The organism is Phycisphaerales bacterium, assembly GCA_029268515.1.
Taxonomy (GTDB): Bacteria; Planctomycetota; Phycisphaerae; order Phycisphaerales; family SM1A02; genus JAQWNP01.
Map to the genome: position 1 here is coordinate 1 of JAQWNP010000007.1, position 16,193 is coordinate 16,193.

The window sequence follows — 16,193 nt, forward strand, 5'->3', positions numbered from 1 at the left end:
TTGACTGGCGTGGTCTGTTTGGCCAGATAGACGACACCAAAGCCACCTTCACCGAGCGCATCGATAATGGTATAGGGGCCGATGGTTTCACCGCGGGCAAGCGTCATTCGTTGTGATCTGTCTGACGAGCTCTTGTGATCAGCGACGGTCTTCGTCTGCTGCTCGTTGAAGCGCAGCAGTTCGAGTACGTCGTTACACAGATCCGTGTCATCACCACATGCTTTGTCTAGGAACGCCCGTTGCTCTTGTTGAGGTAGATCAATGACTTGCATGAACAGTTCATGCACACGCTTGTCGTGATCATGTTGATCAGGAGCGTTTGTTTGATCAGGCATAGCTAAACAATTCTAAAAAAAGTGTGTAAACATTTTGGCCTACTCTTTTTCGAGCTCTTCAAGCTGGGCTCGATATTGGGCGGCTCGCTTGATATTGCCGGCATCCTGATAGGCATTAATAAGATCGTTGATGTAAGAACGGATGTCCTGACTCCGTGGGCTTTCTGGCCCATGAAACATCTGTACTTCTTTAAAGGCCTGTTCTAAAACTGGACCAGCTTTGTCGAGCTGCCCATCGAGAAAGAGGCAGCGTCCATAAGCGCCGCGGACGATGGCCGCAATCGGTCGATAGCCCTGAGCCTCTAAGCCCGCCAATGCTGGCTCGTAGAGGCTGATTGACTCTTCGTATTGGCTGGTTTCACGTAAGAGTCTTGCCAGCGCTTGCATGGTGATTAGTGTCTCAATTTGATCTGGTGCTTGGGCCTGTTGCGTTTGAAGGACTTGGCGAAGCAGCGGTTCAGCTTTGGCAGACTGTCCCGACTCCTCATAGAGGTCAGCCAACGCGCGCCTGGTTTTAAGTGAAAGGGCATCATCAGGGCCGAACGTGGCTGTGATTTGCTCGACGAGTTCGATGAGCATTGCTTCAGCACGTTGGTCTTGCTGGAGTGTGTCCAGGGCAACAGCCCAATTGAGTTTTAAGAAATAGGTGTCACGGGCTTCTGGGCCGTTGAGTTTTTCACTGAGCTTGGCGCCGCGTTCAAAGCGTTGTGCGGCTTGCTGGTACTGTCCGCTGTTGTAATACCAAGCGGCGAGATTGTTGAGGTTCGCAAGTGCCTCTTCACTTTCATCGCCATACATTTCGTCAATCACATCGCCTGCCGTCTGCAAGTACTCGGCGGCTTGTTCCATTTGGCCTTGTTCAGTACAGACCGCACCCAGAGTATTCATCAAGTCAATCGTGTGGGGGTGAGCTCTTCCCAGGCGGCGCATTTGCTGCTCAAGTGCCCATTCAAGCATTTCTGTTGCTTGGTCGAGGCGGCCTGCGGTGTAGTGAATGATCGCCAGTTCATTGGCAGCGTTGAGTGCTGAGTCGGTCTCACCTCTTTGACGTGTGTCTTGCCATGCCTTCTCGGCAAGTTTAAGGGCCTCATCGAGTTCGCCGCGCTCCCGGAGCATGATGGCAAGATTCACTGCAACCTGTGATTGGATATTTGGTCGCATGAATTGTTCTGTGGCCTGTGCTTCGATTGAAGCCGGCGTTTCTTGGCTGTCTTTGAACCCGGTACCGACGGTCAGTTGAGACATTTCGGGGCCAAGCAGACTGGCGTTGGGTCGTTGATCCACATTCGGCGGAAGGTCTATTTGTGTTTGTGGTTTTTCTTTCGCCAGCAGTGCTCGATAAATGGACTCCGCCTCTTCTGTTTTTCCCTGCTGATGTAAGAGGCTGGCAAGACCATTGGCCGTCATCATGGTCTCAATGTCATCTGGGCCATTGGCTTCGATTTGCTTTTCGAGTACATGGCGGAGCATTGACTCTGCAAGATCTATCTCACCAAGTTCTGCTTTGGATTGTGCTAAGGCAGCTTGGATCGATAGTGTCTTGGGATGATTTGGCCCATTAACTTGCTGGCGTAGTGTCAGGGCTTTGGTCATTTGTTGGGCCGCGGCTTCGAAGCGAGCGAGTCCAAAGTAAGCGCGTCCCATGGTGGTGCGGATGCGAGCCTCAAGCTCAGGCTCATCTGTAAAGTCTTCATCGATGTGCTGCATGGCCTGATCAAGCACTTCAATAAATGGTTGTTCTGCTCTGAATTGATCTGGCCCTGCGCCCCTTAAGCGTGGATCAATAGCGCTGAAGAGACGGTTATTCAAATAGCTAAAGATCAGTTGCGTTCGCTGCATTTCTTCGGTTGCTCTAATGGCTTCTTCCGTCGCTTGTTGTGCCGCCTCCTTTGCTTCATTGGACTTCAGTTCAGCAATCTGCCGCTGTTGCTCAAGTTGATCTGCAACTTCTTGCAGCGCGGCATACTGCGCCGTGACTGTTTTTTTCTGAAGTTCAGCCTGATTGGCATTCTCTTGAGCGAGTTTTGCTTGGCGGTCAGCTTCTTTTTCATTAGATGCGGCTCGAACTGCAAAGAGAGATGTTGCAACAATGCCAAGTACGAGCACAATGAAAATAATTGCCGCAGCGATCACTGGGCCCTTGTTGCGTTTAATCAATTTGCGCAAGCGGTAGTTTGCCGATTCAGGGCCAGCTTCAAGCGCATCGCCATCAAGATAGCGATGTACGTCATCGCCCATCTCTTTGGCAGAGGCATACCGTTCGTTGCGTTCCTTGCGCAGCGCTTTGAGTGGGATCCACTCAAGTTCCTTGCGCAGAATACCTCGTAAATGGTCGATACTTGTTGCTCTTAACTGAGCGACCTGGGAAGCATCGTTTGTGTCAATGCTGGTGAGCTTGGTGCTGGGTCTTTGTGGTGTTTGTTCGCGAATGATCCGTTGAATGCCGGCCAGGCCAGCTTCTCGAAGTGTCTGTGACTCAAAAGGTGTGTGGCCAGTCAGTAGTTCATACAGGAGCACGCCGAGGGAATAGACATCGCTTCGGGTATCGATGTCAACGGCGCTCATCTCAGCCTGCTCAGGTGACATGTATTCTGGCGTTCCAATGAGCTGGCCTTGTTGAGTGAACAAGGTGTTTTCTGTCAGCGATTGGCTGGTGGCTTTTGCAATGCCAAAGTCAATGATCTTAGGCTGAGGTTCATCTCGCTCATTGATAATGACCAGAATGTTGGCCGGCTTCAAATCACGGTGGATGACGCCCTTCATATGTGCGTGTTGGATGGCATCACAGACGGCAGCAAAAAGCCGTAGTCGTGTTTGAGTGTTCATTCGATGCCGATCGCAATAGGTTGTGATCGGTTCACCTTGCACATATTCCATGACGAAAAAGGGCCGGTGATCGTCGGTCGTGCCCGCCTCATAGACACGCGCAATACCGGGATGGTTCATCAAGGCCAGTGCTTGTCGCTCAGCCTCAAAGCGCGCGATGACGGCCCGAGTGTCCATGCCTGGTTTGATGATCTTCAGCGCCACACGGCGTTTGACCGGTGCCAACTGATCGGCGAGATAGACAACGCCAAAACCACCTTCGCCGAGCCGGCTTAGTATTTTGAAGTTTCCAACAGTATCGCCGGGCTGCAAACCAATGGGGTTTGATCGCCCACGCACGCTAGGCTGATCAAGCGTGGCATCCGGATCAGGCGTTGGTTTGTCACCAGAACCTTCAGGCATGCCCATCAGGGTACCGCAGGCATGGGCATCGAGGCATTTTTTTATCTATGCAGAGCCAGTTCGCCTGGATATTAGGTGCTTGTGGCGTCATGTTGGACAAGGGAATCAGTTTGATGCCAGGCATCTCCAGGATTGAGCAATGCAATAACCGGAGTGCTTTCCTTGTGTCAGATTGGACTTTGGCGAGCTTTGTTGGGCATTCTTTCGAGCGTCTATATCGGGCTGCGTTGCTTCCTTGGTGGTTCGTGCGTCCATTGGCGGGCCTGGGACATTTGAGTAGAATCTGAATCTCCCTGAGCGTGCGTAGCTCAATTGGATAGAGCATCGGTCTTCGGAACCGAGGGTTGGGGGTTCGAGTCCCTCCGCGCGTGTTTGATCAGCGGCCATGGCCTTGCATATACAGGAGTCTGATTCGTATGGGCATTCTTGAAGGGAAACGCGGTCTGATTGTTGGTGTTGCCAACGAGCATAGTTACGGCACTCATATCGCGACCTCCATTAAGCGTGAGGGAGGTGAATGTCTTTTTACGCATTTGCCTGGCGAAAAGATGGCTCGTCGTTGTTCAAAGGCAATCGAAAAAGTTGGTATTGCTGATCCATGGCTTGAACCTCTCGATGCCTCTAATGATGAAGATCTCGATCGCGTCTTCGACAAGTTGGGTAAGGACTTTGGTTCGATTGATTTCTTGGTGCACTCGATCGCTTTTGCGGATCGTGATTGGCTCAAGGCAGGAAAGTTTGCGGCGACACCACGAGAAGTGTTTAATCAAGCGCTTGATATCAGTGCCTATACCTATATGGCAATGGGTAATCGTGCGGCTCAGATCATGCCCAATGGTGGTGGAATGGTCTCTATGAGTTACTACGGCGCTGAGAAGGCAATACCTGGCTATAACGTGATGGGTGTTGCGAAGTCGGCACTTGAATCAGCAACACGTTATCTGGCGGCTGATTTGGGTGAAAAAGATGTGCGTGTCAATTGCATCTCGGGTGGCCCACTTCGAACGCTCAGTGCAATGGCAGTGGGAGGCTTTGCTGATATTCTTGATTGGGTGCAACAGAAGTCGCCGCTCAAACGCAATGTGACTGGCGGCAATGTCGGTGATACGGCCGCTTTCTTGCTCAGCCCACTGGCTGGTGGCGTGACTGGTGAAGTCATCCATGTTGACTGTGGTTACAGTACGATTGGACTATAGAATCGATCGAAGGGATGAATGTTGCAGGTTTGTGGATCTACGCTCTGGTTGTAGGTCAGTAGAGTTTTTTAGGCGAGAGGGTGATAGTGATGGCGACGATTTATATTGTTGAAGGACCAAATAATGGTGAGGCTTACCTTCTTAGTGAGGGGGAGGTTGTGATTGGTCGTGGGGAGGAGTCGAGCATTGCCTTGGCTGATGAAAAGACCTCTCGCTCGCATTTGAGTGTGAGCTATAGCCATGATTCGAGAAAGCATGTTGCCAAGGATCTGAAGTCAACCAATGGAACTCGATGCAATGGCAAGCTCATGTCGACTGCGACCGTGCTCAGTGATGGTGACCAGCTCGCATTTGGAGATACGGTGATTGAGTATTCTTCAGCAACGTTCGAGTCGGCTGCGGAGGCGAAAGAGGCTCGAACCGTCTCGTCTCGCCAAGGAACCAATACGCTCATGGATAATCAGAACGCAGGCTGGTAGGCAATGGCGGCCCCTGAGGTCAGATGTCCGACAATTGCGAGTCAAAAAGCCAAGCGCCGGGATGATTGAGGTCGCATTCTGGAACGAGGCGTTCTTTCAGCATTTGGGTGAGATGGCTCAGGCCTTCTCGGGTCTGGCTGCTGATGCAGATATCACCATCATCGCATTTGGCAATGTCAGCCATGGTCCTAACCGTGATGTCTGGCGCGCGAGAAAACACCGTATCCAGCCACCCACAGTCAGGCGCGCTTAGTAAAACAACAAGATCTGCACGCGCCACCACTGAAGCGGCTAGTTCGATAGCGCTTGCTTCAATGGGGTCCTGTGTTTGACGGAGACCAGGCGTGTCGTGAACAAGGGCTGTGATGCCGGCGAGATCGATGAGACCGGTCGTATAGTCTCGGGTCGTCCCTGGCAGATGGGTTGCGATCGAGATGGTCCTGCCCATCAGTGCGTTCATCAGTGAGCTCTTGCCTGCGTTGGGTTGGCCGACCAAGGCGATGTGAGCTGGTTGAATCAGGCGATTGAGTCGCAAGCTTCGACTCAGGTCGTCACGATCGAGCACAGGTTTGAGCCGCCAGCGTTTGGGCTGGTCTAGAAGGAGATCAACCGCTAGGCGGCTATTGGCTTTTGCCAGGGTGCGAAGCATCAACGCTTCATAAGCGTCGGCGGCTTCTGGGAAGAGTGATTGGCAGTCGATGTCTTGGGCATCGCTCCAGAGAGCGCCTTGTTCAATGAGCCATGAAGCCAGTCGCTCCACAATTCTTGGCCCACCATGGGGCATAAGCAGTGCGGTCTTTTCTGAGAGCGGTAATGCAAGGCCTTCGTCAATATCTACAAAGTCGACTAAATGTGTTTGGCCCAAACGCAGATCATTTCGCCCGGTCAGCTTGCTGAGTATTGCGGCGCAATCTCCTTGCAGCAAGATGATCGCAACGGCACCTGGAATTGGTGGTGTTGTCAGTGTGGCTCTAACGACAGCTTCAGCTTTCTTCTTGCTCATGTTGATCAGTAGCAAGTGCATGGCGCACGGCCACAGCAATTCCCTCGAGTGTCAGGTCTGGAATCACGCGATCTACAAAGTCATCTTGGTCAAACAACAGTTGACTGTCACCACCTGTGGCCACGACTAATGGATACGCTCGATAGTGCTCTGCATAACGTTCAACAACAACACGAACAAGGCCTCGGATTCCATAGTAGACGCCTTGCAGCATTGCCTCTGCGGTATTTCGGCCAAAGGGTTCGTCATCAGGTTTGCGCCATTTGATTTCAGGAAGCGCTGAAGCATGTTGAGAGAGTGCCTCGAGTTGCATATGTGCGCCGGGTGCGATCGCGCCGCCATGGAATGTGCCTTCGCCGTCAACAAAGTCAACAGTGACTGCGGTGCCTGCATCGACAATAACGCATGCCTGTTGGAGTTGGTCAAAGGCTGCTGCGGCATTGAGCATCCGATCGATGCCGGTCAGCGTTTCGCGATCAAGTGATTGGCCAATTGGAACGGGCACATCTCTCCCGACTTGATAGACGTCGGTGGCCAATTGGTCCTGAAGTGCTGAGGTCATTGTCTCGCCCATCTGTTCATGGACAGCGGCAAGGACGATTGCGGGCACTTCTGGGAGACGTTTTGTTTCGGCAACCACATGCTGGACTATTTTGGCGAGGTCTGTATTTGGGATACGAACGGCTGTCGCGAGCTTCCCCTCGCTGATTTGGCCAATCTGGGTCCGGGTGTTACCTACATTCATTGCGATGACTTCTGGCTGTGGCATCCCCACAGTGTACGCAGGAGACGATATTCTTGTGGGCATGATGGAAGCAACAGCGACAATGATTGACGGGATCTCTCTGGCAGCGAAGTTTAAAGCCCAGATAGGGGCGCTTGTGGCTGAGGTGAAAGCGCAGGGGCGGCCGGTCAGGCTCGATGCCTTACTGGTTGGTGGGGCTGATAGTCCTGCAGCAATTTATGCCCGGAATCAGGCCAAGACCTGTCTTGAGGTTGGTATTGAATATCACCTTCATGAGCTCTCTGGTCAGGCGACGGAAGATGACATCCTGGGTCGCATTCTCTTACTCAATGCCAATGAGGATGTGCGAGCCATCATGATGCATCTGCCTTTGCCAAAAGGTGTGGACACCGAGCGAATTCAATCCATGATTGCAGTTGATAAAGATGTAGAAGGTGTGAATCCAGCGAACATTGGTAAGGTTGTCTATGGTCGCCGTAGCTTGGTGCCGTGCACGGCTCTTGCAGTCATGGAGATGATTGAGTCCACAGGTGTGGAGCTTGAGGGGGCTTGTGCTGTATGTGTGGGTGCCAGCAACATCGTAGGGAAGCCTGTCGCAGTTCTTTTAATGCGAGCTCAGGCAACAGTGGTTTCTACAAACGTGCATACCAAATCTCTAGACGCGCTGGTGCGTGGTGCTGATATTGTCGTTTCAGCGGCAGGCGTTGCTGGTCTGGTAAGAGGCGACATGATTAAACCCGGCGCGGTGGTGATCGATGTTGGCATCAATCGGGTCAAAGGCGATGACGGCCAGGTGCATACGGTTGGTGATGTTGTCTACGATGAGGTGGCGCAAGTCGCAGGCTACGTCTCGCCAGTTCCTGGTGGCGTTGGTCCGATGACCGTAGCAATGATGCTCCGCAATACGGTTGAAGCTGCCGAGCGTCTTGGTCGCTAGCGTTTAGTCGAAGAGGCGGTCACGAGCTTCGCGATAGCGTTTGAGCGTGTTGCTAATAATTTCATCGGGGAGCTCTGGGCCTGGAGGGGTTTTATCCCAGCTTCCGGCCTTCACCATGCCAAGCAAGTGGTTTCGTACGTACTGCTTGTCGAATGAGTTCTGATCGCGGCCCGCTTCATACTCTTCTGCAGGCCAAAAGCGTGATGAATCAGGTGTCAAAATCTCATCGATCAAAATAGGTTCGCCGCACCGGTTGCCTTGGTGGTCGATCGGGTAGCCAAATTCAAACTTGGTATCAGCGAGAATAATGCCACGGGCTCGGGCGTACTCGGCGGCGGCGTTGTACATATTGAGCGAGACCGTGCGCAAGTGCTCCATGACATCCTTGCCAGCAATCGAGCATGAGGTTTCAAAGTCGATGTTCTCATCATGCCCCACAGTGGCTTTGGTTGCTGGGGTAAAAATCGGTTCAGGCAGCTGGCTGCACTGCATCAGGCCCGCGGGTAGAGAGACGCCGCAGACGGACTGATTTTGTTGATATTCGACCCATCCAGAGCCAGCGAGGTAGCCGCGCACGACAAACTCAACAGGAATGACTTCGCAGGCCCGTCCGACCATCACTCGTCCATCAATCGAGGCGGCTTCATCTTCCGAGATGCCGGGAACATCGTTGCCCCGCGTTGATAGAAGGTGGTCTTCGATGATGTTGAGTTCGCGGACAAAGTCAAACCACTTTTCAGCGATGCCAGTGAGCATGCAGCCCTTGCCCGGAACTGGTGTGGGCAAGACGACGTCAAAAGCGCTAATGCGGTCAGAGGCGATGATCAACATTCGAGGCGGGGTATTGGCATCGCCTGGAACTTCATAAATATCGCGTACTTTGCCCTGTCGACGGCCGGGGAGGGGGAGATCGGTCTGAAAAACGGTGTTCATTGAATCTGTCATACTCATGGGGCTTAGTCTAGCATTGCTGCTGTGGTAAAAATGGACATAGACACCTTTTCCGGATTCTCCGGATTGAAAGCACCCTCTCATATTGCAGTCGGCTCGTTTCACGCGACAATGGGAAGATAGCGGTTCGTGCGGGCCGTATTGAGAAGGATTGTGGGCGGCCTCAAATCAAGGGTCGCGGTTGAATGCTGGATTTGGAAAGAGCTTATGTCGCTGTCATTGGAATATTTCAGTCCCTCAGTTGAAGATGCTGGTGAAGGCAATCTTGATGCCTCAAGCGCTTATCTCATGGACAAGAATCTGCGAGCCTTGCCAGGAAAAATAGACTTTCGCAAGAGCACCAAGGCTGGCGTGAATGGGATTCTTCGTGGGGATTCGGGGGCAGCGGGTGCGATGGCCATGACGGTTCAGTACGACGTAGCAGGGCGTGGTCTATTGATGCTGCAGACATGCCTTCTCCGCCAAAGAGACGAGCCTTACAACTTATCAGTTGAACTGGCTCGGCATCGCATCAAGATGTTTCTGAGCAAATCGGAAGAGTGGCAGATGTTCGATCTCAGCCAAGAGCATCCCGCGGTTGCAAATTGGGAAGACGCGCGTCAACTGTTGACTCGGGCGCTGGTCGCTAAAAATGGTTGTGAGGCGACTCGTTTAGCGAACAAGGCATTGGCTAAAAGTGTGGATGCGTCAGAGCGTCTGGCCACGGCACATGCGCAAATTCTATTGCACCGTCGCTATGGCCAGCGTGCTGCTTCTACAACGACCTTGGGCTTGCGTCTTTGGCCGAGTCGATTTGATCAGTCTGTGCTTGATTTAGTTGAGCGAGAGTTTGATGTTGTTTCACTGCCACTGATCTGGCGTGATATGGAGCCTCGTCAAGGTGAGATTGACTGGCGAGCAACCGATCGATTGATGTCTTGGGCTGAAAAGTGTGGCAAGCCTGTTCTTGCGGGGCCACTGCTTAATCTTTCGGAGCGTTGGATGCCCGATTGGATGCAAGTGTGGAAACATGATTACAAGGCTTGTCGCGATTTGCTTTATGATCATCTGCATCGTGTTGTTGATCGCTATAAGAACGCGGTAGCCATATGGAATGTCGGGAGTGGCCTGAATCTCAATGACTATTTCTCATTCACGCCCCAACAACTGCTCGATCTGACTCGAATGAGTGTGTTGGCGGTGCGAGAAGCGCGTCGCACCGCTCGTTGTTTACTAGAGCTTCGTGAGCCATTCGGCGAGCATGGTGCCATCAACAAGGACTCAATTGCACCGCGTGTATTTTTGGAGCAAGTGCTGCAAGAAGGTATTCGTATAGATGCGATTGGCGTCCAGCTGTTGTTTGGAGATGCTCGAGGCGGAATTCAGGTTCGAGATCTCATGCAGGTCAGTGATCTCTTGGATTCGTTTTTCCTTATTGAAATTCCAGTGGTTTTGACAGCTATTGGCGTGCCCAGTGAACAGGGGCAAGGAGAGGCTCTGCTTGGCGGTCAGTGGATGGGGGCCTGGTCTCAAGAGAAACAGGCGATGTGGGCCACACGTACCTTTGCAATGTCACTCTCTAAGCCATTTGTTGATTCGGTACTGTGGACAGATCTCTATGACCACGATGGTGTGGCATTGAAGCACTCTGGTTTGATTAGTGAGAAGGGGAAGCCCAAGATGGCGCTTAGCCGTCTTGCAGCCCATCGGCGCACGCTTCGCAAGCCGCTGGGGCCGCTGCGATTGCCAGTGAAGGCAAACACATGAGCCGCTCTTGTTTATCGCAGCAAAAGTTGTTTGTGAGTTTGTTGCTTGGTTTGTCTGTTGTGACGACATTCGCAGTGCCTCCTCTGCCATCGCGTTCAATTCTTGCGCCCGATCTCCGAATAGATATCAATCAAGCGAAGACTGCTGAATTAGAGTTATTGCCAGGAATTGGGGCAGCATTGGCTCAGCGGATCGTGCGGTGGCGACAAGAAACAGGTCTGTATGCTTCGGTCGACGATCTTGATCAGATCGCTGGCATTGGACCGGTTCGGATCGCTGAACTCAGATTGCTTGTGGTCGCAAGTAGCTCGCGCCGATAGAGTAGGCCTGATCATCCCGGTCGTATCCGGGCCCCATGACCCAGGGGATAGTGGGTGTGACGATGGTGGAGCTATTTGTGGCTGTGACCTGGATGGATCGACTGCGCGCGGATCCCGCAATGGCGGAGAGTTTGCGACGTATCAGGGCTGGAGGCCTTGTCGATTTTGCGCCATTGAATCAAACTGCCGCGGTCGTTTTTGCTGCAACCACCTGTCAGTTGCTCGCTGATTCCAAAGGGCCGGTGGTTTTTGTGACGGCTCATCTTGATGCGGTGGATGATGCGGCCGATGAGGCGGCGGGTTTGTTGCGTGATGATATTCATCCGGGCTTATCTACATATGTATTTCCGGCTCAGCAAACGCTGCCAGGGATGGAGCAGACCAGCCCAGAAATTCTTGCTCAACGCCTTCATGTGCAGCAGCAGTTTTTACTCAACGCGGTGGCAGGCATGGTTGTTTGCTCTGCTGCCTCATTGATGCAATCGCTCCCCGCACCAGATGAGATTGCCCATTTGGTGCACCCGCTTAAAGTTGGGCAGAATGTTGATCGGGGGGGACTGCTGGCTTGGCTCAATCAAGCAGGCTATCGTCGGGTTGATTCGATTGATGGGCCAGGGCAGTTTGCGGTACGCGGTGGTATTGTCGATTTGTTCCCAAGTCTTGGTATGCCTGTGCGGCTGGATCTCTTCGGTGATGAACTCGAGTCACTGCATGAGGTTGATCTTGACACCCTTGGTTCTGATCGCCGTATTGATCGTGTCGAAATTATCGCAGCAGATATCGATCAGACGCACTGGGAACATGGTGTCACCTTGGCTGACCTGCTTCCAGACGACGCGGTTGTGGTACTCAGTGATATCCGGGAGCTGGCCGAGCAGGGACGCAGTTATCTCGATCGCGTGCAAGATCAGGCAGGGCTTCTGACCTGGGAAGAAGTGCAAGCCAAGCTTCTGGAGCGGGCCAGTTGTGTCTGCGCCATCCGCAGTCACGATTCACCAGGTGACGCTCAGGCAATTTCAGCATCGATGGCAGACCCACCAGCGCTGACCCCAGGCATGGGGCCAGCAGAACTATTGATGGAACTTGTTTCACATCAAAATGTCGTGGTGACTTGCCAAAATAATGGTGAAGCTCAACGTCTTGAAGAGATCATTGAGCAGCAGGAAACACTCGTTGATAAGGTGCAAATTGAGCTTCGCTATTTGCGAGAGTCTTTTGTTCTCGGCTCGCCACCTGACCAGTGGATGCTGCTGCCTCATGATGAACTGATGGGCCGTCATGGTGTCCGTCGTCGCTTTGCTCAGCGTGGGCAGGGTGATGGTGCGAAAGATGGCGTTGGTGCTCATCAGGATCAAGCAGGTGGTGATCGGCCAGGTATTGATCGCTTTGTCGAAATTGCCGTAGGTGATCTTGTGGTGCATCGAGACCATGGTGTGGCCAAGTACATCGGGATCACGCCCAGCTCACGCGTCAAGCAGTCTACTGAGCCGGAAGTGGAAGAGTATGTGACACTTGAGTTTGCCAAACGGGCACTGGTCCATGTGCCGGTGACGCGTATCGATCTCGTGCAGAAGTACATTGGGGCATTTCATGGTGATCCCAAACTCTCAACGCTGGGTAGCAAGACTTGGGCGAAGCAAAAAGCTGATGTTGCTGGCGCGGTAGAGTCATTTGCGGGTGATCTTCTTCGTGTGCAGGCGGCTCGAGCGTCTGTCAAAGGTATTAAGTATGAACCTGATTCATCCTGGCAATCAGAGTTTGAAGCCTCGTTTCCATATGATGAAACGGCTGATCAGCTTGATGCGATTGCCAATGTCAAAAGAGATATGGAGCGATGGCGTCCCATGGATCGATTGATCTGTGGAGATGTTGGTTTTGGTAAAACAGAAGTCGCGGTGCGGGCGGCATTCAAAGCGGTCAATGCAGGCAAGCAGGTGGCTGTGCTGGTGCCGACGACGGTGCTTGCTGAGCAGCATGATCGTACTTTCGCTGCTCGAATGGCCGGTTACCCCATGGTTGTTGAGTCGCTGAGCCGTTTCAAAGGCCCCAGCGATCAAAAGGAAATCGCCAAGCGGGTTGGCTTGGGTGAAGTTGATGTGCTCATTGGTACCCATCGGATCTTAAGCAGTGATATTCGATTTGCAGACCTTGGGCTTGTCATTATCGATGAAGAACAGCGTTTCGGTGTCGAGCATAAACAGCGGCTGTTAGCGATGCGTGCCACTGTCGATGTGTTGACACTCAGTGCGACGCCAATTCCAAGAACGCTGCATATGGCAATGTTAGGTTTGCGTGACATTAGCTCACTGAAGACGCCGCCTCTTGATCGCCGTGCGGTGGTGACAGAAGTCATGGCCTACGAAAAGTCGCGTATCGCTCGTGCGTTGGAGCGTGAACTTGCTCGTGAGGGGCAGGCGTTTTACTTACACAATCGTGTGCACAGTATTGAGTCGACTGCCGATGAGGTCCAGCGGATGGTGCCCAATGCGAGAATTGCCATTGGCCATGGTCAAATGCGTCCGCGTGAGCTTGAGCGAGTCATGCTGGCATTCATTCGCCGTGAGATCGACATCTTGGTGTGCACCACGATTATCGAATCTGGTATTGATATTCCCAATGCCAATACAATGATCGTTGATCAGGCTCATCAGTTCGGGTTGGCGCAGCTTCATCAGCTTCGCGGCCGAGTAGGGCGGTATAAGAACAGGGCTTATTGTTATCTCTTGCTGCCGCGTGATCGGCCGCCCACGGCCATTGCGCTGCAGCGGCTCAAAGCGATTGAAGGCTTTAGCATGTTGGGCGCGGGTTATCAGATTGCACTGCGTGATCTGGAGATTCGTGGGGCTGGCAATCTGATTGGTTCTGAGCAATCCGGACATATCTCGGTCATTGGGTATGAGATGTACTGTCGTTTGCTCGAAAAATCAGTGCGTCAACTCAAGCGTGAGCCCGAGCCGCCACCATCACCACAAGTGGAGTTGCGGATTCAGGTGGGATTGCCACGGGGGTACATCCCCTCAGAAACACGCAGGCTTGATGCCTATCGGCGGCTTGCAGAGGCAACTGATGAAGCTCAGCTCGATCGAGCAGTCGCCGCTTTGGAAAGTGCTTATGGGCAGTTGCCAGTGGTCTCACATCGCCTGGTTGACCTGCATCGGGTTCGTGTCCTGGCGGCAAATTTGGCTGTTCACTCGGTGCTCCGAATGGCAGAGGATCTGGTCTTCAAGACCAAAAATGGGCACCTTCTTGAAGTTCAGCTCGCTGATGCGCCAGGTATGCGGCGGGTGGTTGGTCAGCCAGATGCTCAGGGGATGGTCGAATTTTTCTATCGACCACCAGCGGAAGAGTTCAAGGCGGATGTGGTTGCGTCGAGGTTGGCTCACCGGCTTCGTGGGTCTTCATCTGAAAGAGGGGGCGTTTCAGAGGGGCCTGCTTCCTGAGCGATCAGAGGTGAGATCGGTTTTGTCCCAGCCTTTCTTGCAGAGCACTGGCTTGCACGGCCGATCTTCCTTGAGCTGATCAAGCCCCTATGGAGGTAGACCCACAATATGGAAGCAAACGGACGAGCAGTATTGCCTGCGACACGTAGTTCAGTCACGCACAAATTCGCGATCACTGGCCACGAGGGTTATTTGACCATTGGTCTTTTTGAGAATGGCCAGGTGGGTGAGATCTTCATCAAAATGAGTAAGGAAGGCTCGACGCTGTCTGGTCTGATTCAGGGTTTTACGAGAGCCTTCAGTCTCGCTTTGCAGTACGGGCTACCCCTGCAAGCGGCCTGTGATCGCTTTCGAGGAATGCGTTTTGATCCAATGGGCGCCACCAGTAACCCTGATATTCCAGAGGCGACCAGTATTCTTGACTACGTGGCTCGGTATCTGGAGTTTCGCTTTGTTGAACAGCGCGGCTCTCCAAGCAGTAAATCACGCCAGCCCATTGCGGTTTTTAGTGAATCATAAAGTGAGCACCACTTAACGAAAACGCCCGCCTCATTGATAGGCGGGCGTTTTTTTGTATTTATAGCGGACGGTCTAGGTCATGACTGAGTGGCAGCTTCTTCGGTCTCAGTTGCTGATGCTGAAGTCTCGTCCTCGGCCCCGGTCTCAGGTGTTTGATCTTTCTGCTCCTGATCATCGGGGGTCTCATCGTTGTCTTCTAATTCTTCTAAGGTGCGATCAGGTTTGACGATCAGTGTCACATCTGTCTTGAGATCCTTGTCGAATTGAATGGGTACCAGATATTCACCGACGCGACGAATAGACTGGGCGAGCCGAACGGAGCGGACGCCAACGTTATAGCCAGCCTCAACAAGGGCGTCAGCAATATCTCGCTGACTCACAGATCCATACAAGGCGCCCTGATCGTTGCAGCTGCGGACCACAGAGATGGTTACGGCTTCCATGCGAGTCAGTAGTTCGACACGTGCTGATCGCAGCGCTTGCAGTTCCGCCTCAGCTTCAGCTCGGCGTTCAGCCAATGCTGCAATTCGGTGCTTTGTTGGTGGCTCGGCAAGGCCATGTGGAATCAGAAAGTTGCTTGCATAGCCGCGCTTGGCGCGGACGACATCGCCGACAATGCCAAGGCCTTCGACGTTTTCGAGTAACAATAAGTTGACGCGTTTCATTGCCATGGTGCGCTGTCCTCGTTCGGGTGACGGTGAGGAGTGCTCGTCACAGCGACCAGCACCCCAACGCGTGGTGCTCGCAAGCACCATTAGTTGTGGGTCGGGGACTATAGCAGGATCAACCGCGTTATGCGGTTGGCGAGCGTCAATAGACTCATCTGAGGTGTTCTAGAAGGGGATATCGGCTTCGCTGACCGGTTGGTGTTGGCCACCTGCATTGGCTGCTGGTGCAGATTGTTGTTGGCCGCCACCAGCACCACCGCTACCGCCGCGTGAGTCGACGAACTGAAAGTTCTCGACCACCACCTTGAGCTTAGAACGATTCCCACCATCTTTGTCCTGCCATGAATCGAGCTTGAGGCGTCCTTCGATAAACACGGGGCGTCCCTTGGCTAGATATTGGTTCATGACTTCAGCAGTGCGACCCCAGGCTTCGCAGTCAACAAAGGTGGTTTCCTCTCGCTGCTCACCGGTGTCTTTGGTCTTATAGCGTCGGTTAACCGCCAGACCAATATTCGCAACGGCTTGGTTGCTCGGGGTGTATTTAAGTTCAACGTCACGGGTCAGATTGCCCATGAGCATTACGCGGTTGAAGTTCGCCATTGTGACCTCCCTGTTCTCAAAGCGTT

14 protein-coding genes and 1 tRNA gene are annotated in these 16,193 nt (G+C 52.9%); 8 read left to right on the forward strand and 7 right to left on the reverse strand.

The window, feature by feature from the left end:
* Both P8J86_05675 and P8J86_05680 read right to left on the reverse strand, forming a co-directional pair.
* On the reverse strand, nt 1-335 hold a 335-nt coding region (locus P8J86_05675; GenBank protein ID MDG2054180.1), incomplete at its 3' end, for a hypothetical protein.
* 39 nt (nt 336-374) lie between these two features.
* A complete protein-coding gene (locus P8J86_05680; GenBank protein ID MDG2054181.1) occupies nt 375-3,569 on the reverse strand; it encodes a tetratricopeptide repeat protein in 3,195 nt (1,064 codons plus the stop codon).
* A 291-nt stretch (nt 3,570-3,860) separates the two neighbouring features.
* Here P8J86_05680 and P8J86_05685 point away from each other — a divergent pair.
* The 3 genes from P8J86_05685 (at nt 3,861) to P8J86_05695 (ending at nt 5,238) form a co-directional block, all read left to right on the forward strand.
* Nucleotides 3,861-3,934, forward strand: a tRNA-Arg gene (locus P8J86_05685).
* A 45-nt stretch (nt 3,935-3,979) separates the two neighbouring features.
* Nucleotides 3,980-4,759: an enoyl-ACP reductase gene (locus tag P8J86_05690; protein ID MDG2054182.1), complete on the forward strand. Its 780-nt coding sequence runs from the start codon at nt 3,980-3,982 to the stop codon at nt 4,757-4,759.
* Between the two features lie 89 nt (nt 4,760-4,848).
* Complete coding sequence (locus P8J86_05695; GenBank protein ID MDG2054183.1) at nt 4,849-5,238, forward strand: FHA domain-containing protein; 390 nt, start codon at nt 4,849-4,851, stop codon at nt 5,236-5,238.
* A 19-nt stretch (nt 5,239-5,257) separates the two neighbouring features.
* Here P8J86_05695 and P8J86_05700 read toward each other — a convergent pair whose 3' ends face one another.
* The gene (locus tag P8J86_05700) at nt 5,258-6,241 is read right to left on the reverse strand and encodes a 50S ribosome-binding GTPase (protein ID MDG2054184.1); all 984 of its coding nucleotides are present in this window, start codon (nt 6,239-6,241) and stop codon (nt 5,258-5,260) included.
* Nucleotides 6,222-6,986, reverse strand: a complete 765-nt coding sequence (locus P8J86_05705) for a type III pantothenate kinase (GenBank protein MDG2054185.1) — start codon at nt 6,984-6,986, stop codon at nt 6,222-6,224. Before P8J86_05705 ends, P8J86_05700 begins: the two co-directional genes overlap by 20 nt.
* A gap of 4 nt (nt 6,987-6,990) precedes the next feature.
* On the opposite strand from P8J86_05705, the gene P8J86_05710 reads away from it, so the two are divergent.
* Nucleotides 6,991-7,923, forward strand: a complete 933-nt coding sequence (locus tag P8J86_05710) for a bifunctional 5,10-methylenetetrahydrofolate dehydrogenase/5,10-methenyltetrahydrofolate cyclohydrolase (GenBank protein MDG2054186.1) — start codon at nt 6,991-6,993, stop codon at nt 7,921-7,923.
* Nucleotides 7,924-7,926: 3 nt separating this feature from the next.
* On the opposite strand, the gene P8J86_05715 is transcribed toward P8J86_05710, so the two are convergent.
* The gene (locus P8J86_05715; GenBank protein ID MDG2054187.1) at nt 7,927-8,856 is read right to left on the reverse strand and encodes a phosphoribosylaminoimidazolesuccinocarboxamide synthase; all 930 of its coding nucleotides are present in this window, start codon (nt 8,854-8,856) and stop codon (nt 7,927-7,929) included.
* 225 nt (nt 8,857-9,081) lie between these two features.
* On the opposite strand from P8J86_05715, the gene P8J86_05720 reads away from it, so the two are divergent.
* The 4 genes from P8J86_05720 to P8J86_05735 all read left to right on the forward strand — a co-directional run bounded on the left by P8J86_05720 (nt 9,082) and on the right by P8J86_05735 (nt 14,899).
* Nucleotides 9,082-10,620 carry an endo-1,4-beta-xylanase gene (locus P8J86_05720; protein MDG2054188.1) on the forward strand — a complete coding sequence of 513 codons (1,539 nt, stop codon included), beginning with the start codon at nt 9,082-9,084 and terminating at the stop codon, nt 10,618-10,620.
* Entirely contained in the window at nt 10,617-10,940 is a 324-nt protein-coding gene (locus P8J86_05725; GenBank protein ID MDG2054189.1) for a helix-hairpin-helix domain-containing protein, read from the forward strand. The genes P8J86_05720 and P8J86_05725 overlap by 4 nt, the downstream gene beginning before the upstream one ends.
* Nucleotides 10,941-10,975: 35 nt before the next feature.
* Entirely contained in the window at nt 10,976-14,380 is a 3,405-nt protein-coding gene (mfd, locus tag P8J86_05730) for a transcription-repair coupling factor (GenBank protein MDG2054190.1), read from the forward strand.
* 108 nt (nt 14,381-14,488) lie between these two features.
* Nucleotides 14,489-14,899: a hypothetical protein gene (locus tag P8J86_05735; protein MDG2054191.1), complete on the forward strand. Its 411-nt coding sequence runs from the start codon at nt 14,489-14,491 to the stop codon at nt 14,897-14,899.
* Nucleotides 14,900-14,976: 77 nt separating this feature from the next.
* On the opposite strand, the gene rplI is transcribed toward P8J86_05735, so the two are convergent.
* Complete coding sequence (gene rplI / locus P8J86_05740; GenBank protein ID MDG2054192.1) at nt 14,977-15,570, reverse strand: 50S ribosomal protein L9; 594 nt, start codon at nt 15,568-15,570, stop codon at nt 14,977-14,979.
* A 162-nt stretch (nt 15,571-15,732) separates the two neighbouring features.
* Nucleotides 15,733-16,167, reverse strand: a complete 435-nt coding sequence (gene ssb / locus P8J86_05745) for a single-stranded DNA-binding protein (protein ID MDG2054193.1) — start codon at nt 16,165-16,167, stop codon at nt 15,733-15,735.
* Between the last annotated feature and the right edge of the window lie 26 nt (nt 16,168-16,193).

Coding starts and splice junctions, on each gene's coding strand:
- P8J86_05680 (MDG2054181.1), bottom strand. CDS start 3,569: ATGGGCATGCCTGAAGGTTCTGGTGACAAACCAACGCCTGATCCGGAT.
- P8J86_05690 (MDG2054182.1), top strand. CDS start 3,980: ATGGGCATTCTTGAAGGGAAACGCGGTCTGATTGTTGGTGTTGCCAAC.
- P8J86_05695 (MDG2054183.1), top strand. CDS start 4,849: ATGGCGACGATTTATATTGTTGAAGGACCAAATAATGGTGAGGCTTAC.
- P8J86_05700 (MDG2054184.1), bottom strand. CDS start 6,241: ATGAGCAAGAAGAAAGCTGAAGCTGTCGTTAGAGCCACACTGACAACA.
- P8J86_05705 (MDG2054185.1), bottom strand. CDS start 6,986: ATGAATGTAGGTAACACCCGGACCCAGATTGGCCAAATCAGCGAGGGG.
- P8J86_05710 (MDG2054186.1), top strand. CDS start 6,991: ATGACTTCTGGCTGTGGCATCCCCACAGTGTACGCAGGAGACGATATT.
- P8J86_05715 (MDG2054187.1), bottom strand. CDS start 8,856: ATGAACACCGTTTTTCAGACCGATCTCCCCCTCCCCGGCCGTCGACAG.
- P8J86_05720 (MDG2054188.1), top strand. CDS start 9,082: ATGTCGCTGTCATTGGAATATTTCAGTCCCTCAGTTGAAGATGCTGGT.
- P8J86_05725 (MDG2054189.1), top strand. CDS start 10,617: ATGAGCCGCTCTTGTTTATCGCAGCAAAAGTTGTTTGTGAGTTTGTTG.
- mfd (MDG2054190.1), top strand. CDS start 10,976: ATGACCCAGGGGATAGTGGGTGTGACGATGGTGGAGCTATTTGTGGCT.
- P8J86_05735 (MDG2054191.1), top strand. CDS start 14,489: ATGGAAGCAAACGGACGAGCAGTATTGCCTGCGACACGTAGTTCAGTC.
- rplI (MDG2054192.1), bottom strand. CDS start 15,570: ATGGCAATGAAACGCGTCAACTTATTGTTACTCGAAAACGTCGAAGGC.
- ssb (MDG2054193.1), bottom strand. CDS start 16,167: ATGGCGAACTTCAACCGCGTAATGCTCATGGGCAATCTGACCCGTGAC.